Source organism: Sphingomonas bacterium (assembly GCF_903643035.1).
In the GTDB taxonomy this organism is placed as follows: Bacteria; Pseudomonadota; Alphaproteobacteria; order Sphingomonadales; family Sphingomonadaceae; genus Sphingomonas.
Map to the genome: position 1 here is coordinate 1 of NZ_CAHJWW010000052.1, position 13,420 is coordinate 13,420.

Consider the following 13,420-nt stretch of genomic DNA (forward strand, 5'->3'; position numbering starts at 1 on the left):
CCCGCGCGCGCCTATGTCTTCCATGGCGGGCCGGCGGCGCGCGAGCAGGCGATCGGCTGCCTCGCCACCGTCGCCCGGTACGAGGCGGGGGACGACGCGCGCGGCCAGCGCGCGGTGATGCAGGTGGTGCTCAACCGGACGCGGAGCCCGGGCTTCCCCGGCACGGTATGCGGCGTCGTCTATCAGGGCGCGGACCTGCCGACCGGCTGCCAGTTCTCGTTCGCCTGCGACGGCTCGGTCACGCGCCGCCCGGAGCGGACCGGATGGGCCGCGGTCCGCCGCCGCGCCATTCATGCCCTGTCGGGCACGGTGTTCGCGCCGGTGGGAACCGCGACCCACTATCACGCTGACTGGACGGTGCCGTACTGGAGCGACTCGCTCGACAAGATCGCCGGCGTCGGTCCCCACCTGTTCTACCGGCGGCGCGACCGGGGGGAGTAAGGGGCACGGCGGCTTGGGCGGCCGCCCGCCCGTCATCGCTGGGGCTCCGCGTCAACGTTGAAGCTCCCCGTCACTGCTGGGGCTCGCTGTCGTCGTCGCCCCCCGTCCGTTCGTCGAAATCGACGCGCAGGCGGCGCGCGAGCGTCGCCAGCGCCGCCGCATAGGTCCGCCGACGCTCGTGGAAACACTCGAACGCCGCCCGGTCGTCCTCGACGATCGCATAGCCCGCCGCCGCCAGCCGTTCGCGATGGAGTCGGAAGCGGTGGACGTCGACCAGCGCCACGGGCCGGGGATCGCCGAGGGCGAACTGCGTCGTCATGTCGTCCAGCATGCGCGCGCCGGTCCGCATCACGAAATGCGCGCCGGCCCGCGCCGCGTCGGGCGGATCGGCGATCGTCGCATCGAGCAGCGCGGCGGCGTCCAGCACGGCGCCCAGCGCCGCCAGCCACTCGCACCGGCTGTCGTTGGAGCGGAAGAACAGCAGGATCGGGAACGCGCGGTGGCTGATCGCGACGTCCGCCGCCCACAGCTCCCACGCCTCGAAGAACGCGCCGAGCCGGCCGACGATGCCCTCGCGCGCATAGGTCTCAAGGATCGCGATCCCGGCCGGCGGCAGCGTGACGTGCGACTCGAGCCGCAGCACCAGGGTCTCGCGCCGGGCATAGCCGGTCTGGATCGAGATCAGGAACGTCGCGACGACCGTGACGAGCGCCAGCCCGAAGACCGAGCAGGCCAGCACCGCCACCCGCACCGCATCGCCGTGCACGCGCCCGTTGATGCCCAGCGTCGAGAAGGCGCAGCCCGCCGCATAGATCGCGTCGCGCACCGTCGCGAAGCCGGGCTGGAACGCGCCGCGGTTGGCCCAGAACACCAGCCCGAAGCCCAGGATCACCAGCGCCGCCCACACCATCATCGTCAGCACCAGCATCAGCGGGGCGAGGCTCGCGCGCATGTTCTGGCGCAGCCGCGGAAACGGGATGCGGTCCGCGCCCGCCTGCCAGCCGGCGAACAGCGCCACCAGCAGCAGCGGCGCGACGCGCAGGACACGCGTGCTGGCGCGCGGCACCAGCAGCGACCGGAAGATGTCCGCCGCCGTCACCAGGATGATGGCAGCGCCGGCCACGCCGATCGCGCCATCCCCGATCGCGCCGGTCATCACGCCGGTCGTCGCCCCGGTCATCGGGTCGTCAGGTCGCTCGCGTCGTGGCGCTCGGCAAGCTGCTCCGCGGGATCGCCCATGACGCGGTTCACGCGCCGCCCGCGCTGCACCGCCGGCCTCGCCGCGATCGCCTCGGCCCAGCGGCGCACGTTGGCATAGTCGCCGACGGACAGGAACGCGGCCGCCTCGTACATCTGTCCCAGCACCAGATTGCCGTACCACGGCCATGTCGCGACGTCGGCGATCGAGTAGGCGTCGCCGCCCAGATACGCGTGATCCGCGAGCCGCCGGTCGAGCACGTCGAGCTGGCGCTTGGCCTCCATCGCGAACCGGTCGATCGCATATTCGATCTTCGTCGGGGCATAGGCGTAGAAGTGACCAAAGCCGCCGCCCAGGAGCGGCGCGCTGCCCATCTGCCAGAACAGCCACGACAGGACCTCGGTGTGCGCGCGCAGGTCCGTGGCAAGCAGCGCCCCGAACTTCTCGGCGAGATAGAGCAGGATCGACCCCGACTCGAACACCCGCATCGGCTCGCCTTCCACCGACCGGTCGACCAGCGCGGGGATCTTGGAGTTGGGATTGGCGCCGACGAAGCCGCTGCCGAACTGCTCGCCGTCGTTGATGCGGATCAGCCAGGCGTCGTACTCCGCCCCCGCGTGGCCGAGCGCGAGCAGCTCCTCCAGCATGATCGTCACCTTCTGCCCGTTGGGCGTGGCGAGCGAATAGAGCTGGAGCGGGTGGCGACCGACGGGCAGCGGCTTGTCGTGCGTCGCGCCGGCGACGGGGCGGTTGATGGCCGCAAAGCGCCCGCCGCTGGCCTTGTTCCATGTCCAGACCGGCGGGGGAGCATAGCCGGCGGCCACCGGATCGGGCGGGGAGGTGTCGGTCATCGCATGAACTCCAGGAGTGTCGAATCCAACAACGCGGGGCACGGGCGATCGTTCGACGCCGGCAACGCCCGAGCCCGGTAGCGCCCGAGCCCGACGATGCCCGCGTCCGCGCATGGGCTGGACGGATCGGGCCGGGCGGACCACGGACGTGTGGACGACGATGACGACGAAAGGAAGGCGGCAGATGCGCAGGATCGACCCGACCGCCGGCAGCTTCCGCGCCGCCGCCGCCGCCGCCGCCGACGACGCCCGCAACGACTCGACCGCGGCAATACCCGCTCGCACCCAGGACACCCGATGATGACCACGCAGTTCGACCTCACCCCCGACCAGCGCGAGGTGCAGGAGCTGGCGCGGCGGTTCACCGCCGACCGCATCACGCCGTTCGCGGCCGAGTGGGACGAGAAGCACATCTTCCCCCGCGACACGATCCGCGAGGCGGCGGCGCTGGGCTTCGCTTCGATCTACGTCAGCGAGGAAGGCGGCGGGATCGCGCTCGGGCGGCTGGAGGCGGCGCTGGTCATGGAGGCGATGGCCTATGGCTGCCCGTCGACCAGCGCGTTCATCTCGATCCACAACATGGCGAGCTGGATGATCGACCGCTACGGCTCGCCGGCGCTGAAGCAGGAATACCTGCCCAGCCTGATCGGCATGGACCGCATCGCCTCCTATTGCCTGACCGAGCCCGGCTCGGGCTCCGACGCGGCGGCGCTGGCGACCACCGCGGTGCGGGACGGCGACGCGTATGTGCTGACCGGCACCAAGCAGTTCATCTCGGGCGGCGGCGCGAACGACCTGTACGTCGTCATGGCGCGCACCGGAGCGGAGGGGTCCAAGGGGATCAGCGCGTTCGTGGTCGAGCACGACATGCCGGGCCTGTCGTTCGGCGTGCCCGAGCGCAAGCTCGGCTGGCATTCGCAGCCGACCGCGCAGGTGATCCTCGACGGCGTCCGCGTCCCTCTCGGGAACATGGTCGGCGAGGAGGGGCAGGGGTTCCGCATCGCGATGTCCGGGCTCGACGGCGGCCGGCTCAACATCGGCGCCTGCTCGCTGGGCGGCGCGCAGCGGTGCCTGGACGAGGCGATCGCGTACACCAGGGACCGCCGCCAGTTCGGACAGGCGATCGCGGACTTCCAGAACACGCAGTTCACGCTCGCCGACATGGCGACCGAGCTGGAGGCGGCGCGCGCGCTCCTGTACCTCGCCGCCGCGAAGGTGACGGCGAAGGCGCCGGACGCCACGCGGTTCGCCGCCATGGCCAAGCGGCTGGCGACCGACACGGGATCGAGCGTCGTCGATCGCGCGCTCCAGCTGTTCGGCGGCTATGGCTATCTGATGGACTATCCGATCGAGCGGTTCTGGCGGGACCTGCGCGTCCACTCGATCCTGGAGGGGACCAATCAGGTGATGCGGATGATCGTCGGCCGGGACCTGCTGAAGGACTGACACATGGAATACGAGACGATCCTGATCGAGCGGCGCGACGCGGTGACGCTGGTCACGCTGAACCGGCCCGGGGCGCTCAACGCGCTGAACGGCCGGTTGCTGGACGAGTTGCTGGCGGCGATGCGCGCCTATGACGTCGATCCGGCGCAACGCGCCTGCGTCCTCACCGGCAGCGCCAAGGCGTTCGCGGCCGGCGCGGACGTCAAGGAGATGCAGGCCCAGGGCTTCGCCGACATGTACGGCCACGACTTCTTCGCCGGGTGGGACGCGTTCGCGCGCACCCGCAAGCCGATCGTCGCGGCGGTGGCGGGCTATGCGCTGGGCGGCGGGTGCGAGCTTGCGATGATGTGCGACTTCATCCTGGCCGCCGATAGCGCGAGGTTCGGCCAGCCCGAGATCAAGCTGGGCGTCACGCCCGGCATGGGCGGCTCGCAACGGCTGACCCGAGCGGTGGGCAAGGCCAAGGCGATGGAGATGTGCCTGACCGGCCGCACCATGGACGCGGTGGAGGCCGAGCGCGCGGGGCTGGTGAGCAGGATCGTTCCCGCCGACTCGCTGCTGGACGAGGCGATGGCGGTGGCGGCCACGATCGCCGGCATGGCGCCGCTCGCCGCGCTCGCCAACAAGGAGCTGGTGAACGCCGCGTTCGAGGGCGGCCTTGCGCAGGGCATCCAGTTCGAGCGGCGATTGTTCCACGCGCTGTTCGGCACGCACGACCAGGCCGAGGGCATGGCCGCGTTCGTCGAGAAACGGCCCGGGAACTGGACCGGCCGATAGGAGTATAGCCAAATGGGTTAACGCCGCGCCAAACCATGTCGCTTCACCATCCTGCAACGCATCGCGCGGCATGACTGTGGCTCAACAGCACGGAGACTGGCGATGAAACCTTCCCCGATGGCAGCACTGGCGATGATCGGCACCCTGGCGGGATGTGCCGAGACCGGCGTGGCGCCGGCCACCGCTTCGCGTACTCCGCCGCCCGCGGCCGTGGTGGCGTCGGCGGCCGCACCGGTCGTGGTGCCCGAGCAGCACGACACGGCCGGCCACATGATCCTGCCGGTCAACACGCAGGTGCCGCTGACGATCGATGCCGAGCTTGCGTCCAACAAGGCGAAGGTCGGCGACACGTTCGCGCTGTCGGTGGAACGCGACGTGATGGAGGGGACGACGGTCGTCATCCCGCGCGGCGCACATGCGATCGGCGCGGTGAAGACGCGCAGCGGCAAGGGTACGCTCGGCAAGTCCGGCAAGATGGAAGTCGAGATCCGGTCGCTCGATCTCGATGGCCGCGTCGTCGCGCTGACCGGCAGCGGCAAGCAGGCCGGCAAGGGCAATGGCGCGGCGACCTTGGGCACGCTGCTGCTGTTCGGCCCGTTCGCCGCGGCGGTGACCGGCACCAGCGCGCGTTTCCATAAGGGCCGGGCGTTCACCGCCTATACCAGCGAGCCGATCGTCGTCGCGTCGGGCAGGACGGCGGCGGTCGTCGCGTCGATGTGAGGCAGGCGGGCGGCATACTCGTCGTCGACACGCGCGCCGGCCTGATCGAGGTGACGCGTGAGGTCGCCGACTGGGTGGCGGTGCAGGCGATGGACACGGGGCTGCTGACGGTGTTCTGCCGTCACACCTCCGCCTCGCTGCTGATCCAGGAGAATGCCGCCCCGGCGGTGCGCCGCGACATGGTGGCGTACTTCGCCCGGCTCGCCCCCGAAAGCGGGGATTACGAGCATGACGACGAGGGGCCGGACGACATGCCCGCGCACCTGCGGGCCGCGCTGACGCAGGTCAGCCTGTCGATCCCGGTCTCCGGCGGGCAGATGGCGCTCGGCACATGGCAGGGGCTGTACCTGTTCGAACACCGCCGCCGGCCGCACCGGCGCGAACTGGCGCTGCACCTGGTCGGGGAGTAGCGCCCTGTCGTCCTCACCCTTCCGGCGGAAGAGGGAAGGATGAGGACGACAGGCTCTATTTCGCTTCCGCCAGCAGCGCCCTGGCCTTTGCGCCCGTCCAGTCGAGCCCTCCGGTATAGCGCCAGACCTCGCGCCCGTCGGATCCGTACAGGATGCTGACAGGCAGGTTCGCCTGATACGCCAGGCTGAGGCCCAGCCCGGGATCGAGCGCGGGGCGCAGCGCCTTGAGCCCGGCCTTCGCCAGATACGGCCCGACCTTGGCGGCGCCGTCCATGTCCTGGCTGACGGGCAGCACGGCCACTTCCGGGGTGGAGGCCGCCAGCGCGTCCAGTGTCGGCATCTCCTTCAGGCAGGGCGCGCACCACGTCGCCCACAGGTTGAGTAGCAGCGGCCTGCCCTTGTGGCCGGCCATATAGCCCGCCAGCGTCTCGGGTTTGGCGTCGATCGTCTGGAAGCCGACCGTCGGCGCGGCCTGGCCGGCATGGCTGCGGTCGAGGCCGCCGACCGGGGCGCTGGGCGCGACGGGGCCGGTCGCCTCGTCCGGGCTGGCGACGACGGTGGTGGCGACCTGCTGGTTCGCTTGTGCCGGCTCGGGCGATTTCCTATCGCAGCCCGTGGCCAGCAGCACGGGCAGGAGACAGGCGATCAGCGGGCGCGACGACATCGACAGGCAAGCGGGCATCGTGAAGAGTTCCAACAGCATGTGGGGCGGGCGCTTCGCGGAAGGACCCGCGGCGGTGATGCGCGAGATAAACGCCTCCATCCCCTTCGACAAGCGGATGTGGCGACAGGACCTGGCGGGCTCCAGGGCGCATGTCGCGATGCTGGGCGCCACCGGCATCGTCGGCGTCGACGACGCGGCCGCGATCGCCGCCGGGCTCGATGTGGTCGCCGCGGGCTATGAAGCGGACGGCGTGCCCGACGACCTGTCGCTCGAGGATATCCACATGCTGACCGAGGCGCGGCTGGCGGACGCCATCGGAAGCACGGCGGGCCGCCTCCACACCGCGCGCAGCCGCAACGACCAGGTCGCGACCGACTTCCGCCTGTGGGTGCGCGACGCGATCGACCAGGTCGACGCGGCGCTCGACGGCCTGCAGGACGCGCTGCTGACGCGCGCCGAGGAACATGCCGACAGCGTCATGCCCGGCTTCACCCACCTGCAATCCGCGCAACCCGTGACGCTTGGCCACCATCTGATGGCCTATCACGAGATGACGCGCCGCGACCGCAGCCGCTTCGCCGATGCGCGCGCCCGCCTGAACGAGTGCCCGCTGGGCAGCGCCGCGCTCGCGGGCACCGGCTTCCCGATCGACCGCCACGCCACCGCCCGCGCGCTGGGCTTCGACCGGCCGACGCGCAACTCGCTCGACTCGGTCAGCGATCGCGACTTCGCGCTCGATTACCTCGCCGCCGCCAGCGCCTGCTCGCTGCACCTGTCGCGGCTGGCCGAGGAGTTCGTCCTGTGGACCTCGCAGCCGTTCGGCTTCGTCGCGCTCAGCGACCAGTGGTCGACCGGCAGCTCGATCATGCCGCAGAAGCGCAATCCCGACGCGGCCGAGCTGGTGCGCGGCCATGCCGGGCGGATCGCCGGATGCCTCGTCGCGCTGACGGTGACGATGAAGGGTCTGCCGCTGGCCTATTCCAAGGACATGCAGGACGACAAGCCGCCGGTGTTCGAGGCGCATGACCTGCTGGCGCTCAGCATCGCCGCGATGACGGGGATGGTCGCCAGCGCGACGTTCCGGACGGCCCGGATGCGGCAGGTGGCGGAGGCGGGCTTCTCCACCGCCACCGATCTCGCCGACTGGCTGGTGCGCGAGGCGGGGCTGCCGTTCCGCGAGGCGCATCACGTCACCGGGCGCGCGGTGAAGGCGGCCGAGGATCGCGGGGAGGCGCTGCACGATCTGCCGCTGGACGTGCTGACGGCGATCGACCCGCGGATCGACGCCCGTGTCTACGACGTGCTGTCGGTCGATGCGTCGGTCGCGAGCCGTACCAGCTTCGGCGGCACCGCGCCCGCCAACGTGCGCGCGGCGATCGCCCGTGCGCGCGCCGCGATCGATACCGGAGGGACGGCATGAGGATCCGCCTGATCGCCGCCACCGCCCTGCTGGGCGCGATCGCGGGCTGCGGATCACAGGCGGAGCTGCAGCCCGCGCCCGGCGATGCGTTGCCCGTCGCGCCGCGCGGCGCGCTTCGCCAGCCAAGTCCCGAGGAGCTGCTGACCGCCTCGAAACAGGCGCGCCCACAGCGAAGCGACGAGTTGCTGACCAATTCCGAAACCAGGCGTACCGACGAGTTCGACCTGCCGCCGGGCAACGTGAACTGATGGACCATTTCGACTATCGCGATGGGGCGCTGTGGTGCGAGGACGTGCCGCTGGCCCGTATCGCCGCCGAGGTGGGAACGCCGGTGTACGTCTATTCCGCCGCCACCTTCCGCCGTCATGCGCGCGTGTTCCGCGCGGGGCTGGCGGCCCTGCCGCGCGTGCACCTGGCCTATGCGATCAAGGCCAATCCCAATCTTGCGGTGCTGCGGCTCCTGGCGAACGAGGGCTATGGCGCCGACGTCGTCTCGGGCGGCGAGCTGCGGCGCGCGCTGGCGGCCGGGATGCCGGCGGATGGCATCGTGTTCTCGGGCGTGGGCAAGACGCGCGCCGAGCTCGCGCAGGGACTGGACGCGGGTATCGGCCAGTTCAACCTGGAGCTGGAGGAGGAGGGCGAGGTGCTCGCCGATCTCGCGCAAGCCCGCGGGCTCCGCGCGCCGGCGGTGCTGCGGGTCAATCCCGACGTGGATGCGGGCACCCACGCCAAGATCTCGACGGGGCGCAAGCAGAACAAGTTCGGCGTGCCGATCGACCAGGCGCGCGCGATCTTCGACCGTCTCGGCCGGCGACCCGGCCTTCACCTGCGCGGCATCGCGGTGCACATCGGCAGCCAGCTGTCCGAGCTTGCGCCGCTGGAGGCCGCCTATGCCCGTGTCGGCGAGCTGGTCGCGGAACTGCGCGCGGGCGGCCATGCGGTCAGCCATGTCGATCTGGGCGGCGGGCTCGGCGTACCGTATCGTGCGGGCGAGGTGTTCCCCGGTCCCGCCGAGCTCGGGACGATGGTGGGGCGCGTCACCGCCGGCTGGGACGCGGAGCTGATGTTCGAGCCGGGGCGGGTGATCGCGGGCAACGCCGGGGTGTTGCTGACGCAGGTGATCTGGGTGAAGCCGGGGCCGGACCAGGATGGAGCCCATCCCTATGTCATCGTCGACGCGGCGATGAATGACCTCGCGAGGCCGGCGCTGTACGATGCCTGGCACGACTTCGCCGCCGTCGAGCCCACGGGCGGGCGGATGGTCGCCAATATCGCAGGTCCCGTGTGCGAGAGCGGCGACACCTTCGCGATGGGCCGCGACATCGATCGGGTCGCCTCGGGGGACCTGGCGGTCTTCCGCACCGCCGGCGCCTATGGCGCGACCATGGCCTCGACCTACAACAGCCGCGCGCTGGTGCCCGAGGTGCTGGTGGACGGGAACCGGTACGCGGTCGTCGCGGACCGCGTCGCGCCCGAGACGCTGATCGCGGCGGAGCGGGTGCCGGAATGGCTGTGACGGCGGGCGAGCGGAACGGCGGACCGGGGCTGGACACTGGCCTCGCCTGGCACAGCCTCCCCCTCTTTGTCCGCCTCCGGGGCCGGCCCGTGATCCTGATGGGGGAGGGCGAGGCGGCGGACGCGAAGCGGCGGCTGCTCGAACGCGCGGGCGCGCTGGTGGTCGCGGACCATCCCGATGCACGGCTGGCGGTGGTGGCGCTGGAGGACGAGGGCGCGGCGGTGGCGGCGGTGGCGGCGCTCCGCGCGCGCGGCGTGCTGGTCAACGCGGTCGATCGCCCGGCATTGTGCGACTTCACCCTGCCCGCGATCGTCGACCGGCATCCGGTGCTGGTGGCGATCGGCACCGGCGGCGTGTCGGCCGGGCTCGCCGCCGCGCTGCGTCAGCGGCTGGAGGGGCTGCTGCCGGCGCGGCTGGGCTTGCTGGCCGATGCGCTCTTCGCCGCCCGCGCTCCGATCCGGCGGCAATGGCCCGATGGCGGCGACCGGCGGCGGGCGCTCAGCGCCGCGCTGGCGCCGGGTGGCGACCTCGATCCGCTGAGCCCCGATCCTGACGTCCATTCCTGGCTTGGTGCGGATGCGTCGCGCGACAGGTGCAGCCAAGGAATCCTGATGCTTCGCCTGACCTCAGCTGACCCGGACGACCTGACGTTGCGGCAGGCGCGCGCACTCGCCGATGCCGATCGCGTGATCCACGCGCCCGACGTGCCGGCCGCGATCCTCGATCGCGCGCGCGCCGATGCCGACCGGATCGAGTCCGCCACGCCGCCCGGCGACGATCTGCCCGGCCTCACCATCCATGTGGAGATGGCCCGTTCGGAGATGGGGCGGTGAGCGGCTTTGGCTACCGCATCGTCGACGGCCACGCCGAGCGGGTCGAGGTGAAGGACGCGCTCGCCTGCGACGGCGGGCTCGCCTGGGTGCATCTGTCGACCAACAACGAGGAGGCGCAGGGGTGGCTCGCGGGGGAGGCGGCGCTCGACAGCTACGTCGTCGACGCGCTGACCGCCACGGAGACGCGGCCGCGCTGCGAGCAGGTCGGCGACGGCGCGCTGCTGAACATGCGCGGCCGCTCCAGCGAGGAGCTCGACTCGTCCGACCTGCTCGCCTCGGTCCGCATATGGGGCACCAAGGGCCGGGTGTTCTCGGTCACGCGCAAGGACATGGTGGCGGTCGACGCGGTGAGCCGCGCGGTGGAGGCGGGCGGGGTGCGCGATCCCGGCGATCTCATCACCGCCTTCGCGACCGCTATAACGGAGGACCTAGATCCCGAAGTGGCGCAGCTGGGCGACGACCTCGACGAGTGCGAGGAACAGTTGAACGCCGATCGGGTGTTCGAGTTGCGCCGCACGGTGACGCGGGTACGGGTCGCGGCGATCGGCTATCGCCGGTTCCTGGCGCCGCAGCGCGCGGCGCTGGAGAAGCTCGCCGCGTTGCCCGGCGACTGGCTGCAGGCCGACGACCGGCTGCACATCGCCGCCGCCGCCGACCGCGCCGCGCGCATGGCGGAGGAACTGGAGAGCATCCGCGAGCGATCCGCGCTGATCCACGAGACGCTGACCGACCTGCGCGCCGAACAGATCGACAGCCGCAGCCTGGTGATCGCGATCGTCGCGATGGTGTTCCTGCCGCTCACCTTCGTCACGGGTGTGTACGGGATGAACGTCAAGGATCTGCCCTATGCCGACCGGCCGTGGTCGTTCGACGCGATCATGGCGCTGTGCGTCGTGATCGCGGCGGGGATCACCGGATATTTCCTCCGGCGGCACTGGCTGCGGGCCAGCTGAGGCGGCGCTCCCCGACCGGGGCGCCGGCGATCACGAACTCCGCGCGGTGCGCCATGCCCGGCCGATGTCTTCCAGCGTGTCCGCCACTTCGCGGAACGGGCGGGGGTCGCTGTCGATGCTGGCCTCCACCACCTGCCGGCGCGCGCCGGCGTACAGCCGCGCCAGCGTCGCCGACACGTCGCCGCCGCGGTCGTGGTCCAGCCCCGCCTCCAGCGCGAACAGGATCGCGATGGCGCGCGTCACCCGCTCGCTGCGGATCGCATGCCGGCTCTGCTCGGCGCCCCAGGCGGCGGCGCGCAGCGCGGCGACGAGTTCCTCGTACAACAGCTGCACCAGCGCCGGTCCGTCGGCGGTGGCGGTACGGCCGGCGACGTCGACCTGACGGTACATCGTCGCGGGATCGCGCAGGAGGGCGGTGGCGTACATTATCAGCTGTCCGACTTGTTCCAGGCCGCGACCTGATTGGTGAGGAAGGTCTGGGTCGACTTGTATGCCGCAACCTTGCTGTTCATCGCCGAGTAGAGCTGCGTCAACCGCGTCTTCTCCTTGTCCCTTGCGGTCGAGATCTTGTCCTGCTGGGTCGAGATCGTCGCCTGCGCGGCGGTATAGCGGCTGGTCGAGGCGCCAAGGCCGGTGACGGTGCTGATCGCGCCCGTCGACAGCGTGTCCAGCGCCGCGCCGAGCCCGGCGGTGTTGCCGGACGAGAACATCGCCTCCACCGATCCTGGAAAGGTCGAGAGCTGGCGCGCGAGCGTCTTGGCGTTCACGCTCAGCGTACCGTCCTTGTTGGTGCCCACGCCCAGCTCGGACAGGCGCGTCGGCCCGTTGGTCTCGGCGTTGCCGCCGGTCAGCAGCACCTTGGACGTCAGCGTCTTCAGCGCGTGCAGCAGCGCCGTCGCGGCCGGATCGCTCTTCAGCACGCCCGTCGCGGGATCGGTCTGCGCCTGCACCGCGGCGAGCACTTGGTTGTATGTATCGACGAAGTTGGTCACGGCGGACGACAGCGCGCTGGTGGGCGACGTGCTGGTCAGCGACACCGCGGTCGCGGAAGTCGCGGCGAGCTGAAGGTTGACGCCGGTGACGAGGTCTCCGATCGTGTTGCTCGCGCGCTCGACCGCCACGCCGTCGACGGTCAGCTTCGCGTTCTGCGCCGTAGCCGACAGGGCGGTGCCCGACGCGCCGGGTCCGACCGCGAACTGCGCGAGATTGCCCGACGGATCGTTGGAGGCGGCGAGCGTGAACGCCTGCGTCGCGCCGCTCTTGCCCTTCAGCGACAGATAGGCGCCGCCGTCGGCATCGGTGACGACGCTGGCGGTGACGCCCGCGCCGCTGGCGTTGACGGCGGCGGCGATGCCGTCGAGGCTCGCGTCGGTGACGTCGATCGTCACCGGCGCGGCGCTGCCCGCGGTGAAGCCCGTCATCGTGGTGCCGTCGACGGAGTAGGACGCGGTGCCGAAGCTGAGGGTGAAGCTGCCCGATCCGATCGTCGCGCTGCGGCTCGCCACCGCGCTCGTCGTGCGGGCGGCCTGGTTGCCGGCGAGCTGCGAGACGACGATCGCGCTCGACAGGCCGCCGAGCTTCGCGCCGGGCAGCGCGGTGGCGGTGAGCGCGGCGGGGTTGGAACTGACCGGCTGCGTCGCCAGCGTGCCGCCGCCGACCAGGCCGTCCACCGCGGAGGCGAAGTTGGTGATCGTGCTCTTGAGCGTGGCGACGCCCGAGATCTGGGTCGTGAGCGTCGAGGCCTTGCTGGTCAGCGCGTCGGACCGGGCGGCGAACTCGGCGGTGACGAGGCTGGTGACGAGCGTGGAGGTGTCGACCCCCGATCCGGTGTTGAGCGAAGTCAGCAGCTGCTGCGTCGCGGTCTGGATCGCGCCTGTCGTCGTCGAGGTGCCGGTGGTGGTCGTCATCGCATGTCCTCGCGCCTGTCCGGGTAAACGGCGGGGGCGCAGGGTTCTTTAAGGATTTCGCACGGCCGGACCGTTCACGTCCGGGATGGGGCGAAGATCGTGGACCGGAGGCCGGCAGGATCACTTCACCTTCGCGCCGTTCTCGTCGAACCGCGCGCCCGGCGGCACCTCGACGCGCGGCGGCATCGGCGGCATCGGCGGCACCGGCGGCGCAGGTCCCCGCGCCCGCTCGTTCAGGCCGAAGACGAACGCCAGCACCGCGGCGATCGCGACGTACAGGTCGT

General features: G+C 71.3%; 15 protein-coding genes. 10 read left to right on the plus strand and 5 right to left on the minus strand.

Features of this window, described 5'->3' with window-relative positions:
• Positions 1-441 (plus strand): cell wall hydrolase (locus HUV01_RS05210; protein WP_174297251.1); only part of this gene is annotated, 441 nt, incomplete at its 5' end.
• A 70-nt stretch (positions 442-511) separates the two neighbouring features.
• Here HUV01_RS05210 and HUV01_RS05215 read toward each other — a convergent pair.
• Together HUV01_RS05215 and yghU are read right to left on the minus strand one after the other, a co-directional pair.
• A complete protein-coding gene (locus tag HUV01_RS05215) occupies positions 512-1,621 on the minus strand; it encodes a hypothetical protein (protein ID WP_174297252.1) in 1,110 nt (369 codons plus the stop codon).
• Positions 1,618-2,490 carry a glutathione-dependent disulfide-bond oxidoreductase gene (yghU, locus tag HUV01_RS05220; RefSeq protein WP_174297253.1) on the minus strand — a complete coding sequence of 291 codons (873 nt, stop codon included), beginning with the start codon at positions 2,488-2,490 and terminating at the stop codon, positions 1,618-1,620. Before yghU ends, HUV01_RS05215 begins: the two co-directional genes overlap by 4 nt.
• A 300-nt stretch (positions 2,491-2,790) precedes the next feature.
• Here yghU and HUV01_RS05225 point away from each other — a divergent pair, with 300 nt between their 5' ends.
• From HUV01_RS05225 to HUV01_RS05240, 4 genes are all read left to right on the plus strand, one after another.
• Positions 2,791-3,936, plus strand: a complete 1,146-nt coding sequence (locus tag HUV01_RS05225; RefSeq protein ID WP_174297254.1) for an acyl-CoA dehydrogenase family protein — start codon at positions 2,791-2,793, stop codon at positions 3,934-3,936.
• Positions 3,937-3,939: 3 nt separating this feature from the next.
• On the plus strand, positions 3,940-4,713 hold the full coding sequence (locus HUV01_RS05230; RefSeq protein ID WP_174297255.1) for an enoyl-CoA hydratase: 774 nt from the start codon (positions 3,940-3,942) through the stop codon (positions 4,711-4,713).
• 102 nt (positions 4,714-4,815) lie between these two features.
• On the plus strand, positions 4,816-5,433 hold the full coding sequence (locus HUV01_RS05235) for a hypothetical protein (protein WP_174297256.1): 618 nt from the start codon (positions 4,816-4,818) through the stop codon (positions 5,431-5,433).
• Positions 5,430-5,843, plus strand: coding sequence for a secondary thiamine-phosphate synthase enzyme YjbQ (locus tag HUV01_RS05240; protein ID WP_174297257.1), 414 nt, complete (start codon positions 5,430-5,432; stop codon positions 5,841-5,843). Before HUV01_RS05235 ends, HUV01_RS05240 begins: the two co-directional genes overlap by 4 nt.
• Before the next feature lie 55 nt (positions 5,844-5,898).
• Here HUV01_RS05240 and HUV01_RS05245 read toward each other — a convergent pair whose 3' ends face one another.
• Entirely contained in the window at positions 5,899-6,546 is a 648-nt protein-coding gene (locus HUV01_RS05245) for a TlpA family protein disulfide reductase (RefSeq protein WP_254606395.1), read from the minus strand.
• Between HUV01_RS05245 and argH the strand changes: the two genes are divergently transcribed.
• From argH to HUV01_RS05270, 5 genes are read left to right on the plus strand one after another with little or no spacing between them, the layout of a single operon-like run.
• Positions 6,545-7,927, plus strand: coding sequence for an argininosuccinate lyase (gene argH, locus HUV01_RS05250; protein WP_174297264.1), 1,383 nt, complete (start codon positions 6,545-6,547; stop codon positions 7,925-7,927). The genes HUV01_RS05245 and argH overlap by 2 nt on opposite strands.
• Positions 7,924-8,175 (plus strand): hypothetical protein, encoded by a 252-nt coding sequence (locus tag HUV01_RS05255; protein ID WP_174297258.1) that lies wholly within the window; start codon positions 7,924-7,926, stop codon positions 8,173-8,175. Before argH ends, HUV01_RS05255 begins: the two co-directional genes overlap by 4 nt.
• Entirely contained in the window at positions 8,175-9,443 is a 1,269-nt protein-coding gene (lysA, locus tag HUV01_RS05260) for a diaminopimelate decarboxylase (protein ID WP_174297259.1), read from the plus strand. The genes HUV01_RS05255 and lysA overlap by 1 nt, the downstream gene beginning before the upstream one ends.
• The gene (locus tag HUV01_RS05265; protein ID WP_174297260.1) at positions 9,434-10,276 is read left to right on the plus strand and encodes a precorrin-2 dehydrogenase/sirohydrochlorin ferrochelatase family protein; all 843 of its coding nucleotides are present in this window, start codon (positions 9,434-9,436) and stop codon (positions 10,274-10,276) included. Before lysA ends, HUV01_RS05265 begins: the two co-directional genes overlap by 10 nt.
• Positions 10,273-11,229 carry a zinc transporter ZntB gene (locus tag HUV01_RS05270; protein WP_174297261.1) on the plus strand — a complete coding sequence of 319 codons (957 nt, stop codon included), beginning with the start codon at positions 10,273-10,275 and terminating at the stop codon, positions 11,227-11,229. Before HUV01_RS05265 ends, HUV01_RS05270 begins: the two co-directional genes overlap by 4 nt.
• A gap of 30 nt (positions 11,230-11,259) precedes the next feature.
• Here the strand turns inward: HUV01_RS05270 and HUV01_RS05275 are convergent, their stop codons facing one another.
• Positions 11,260-11,655 (minus strand): flagellar protein FliS, encoded by a 396-nt coding sequence (locus HUV01_RS05275; protein WP_368039993.1) that lies wholly within the window; start codon positions 11,653-11,655, stop codon positions 11,260-11,262.
• A 2-nt stretch (positions 11,656-11,657) separates the two neighbouring features.
• Positions 11,658-13,136 carry a flagellar filament capping protein FliD gene (gene fliD / locus HUV01_RS05280; RefSeq protein ID WP_174297262.1) on the minus strand — a complete coding sequence of 493 codons (1,479 nt, stop codon included), beginning with the start codon at positions 13,134-13,136 and terminating at the stop codon, positions 11,658-11,660.
• Between the last annotated feature and the right edge of the window lie 284 nt (positions 13,137-13,420).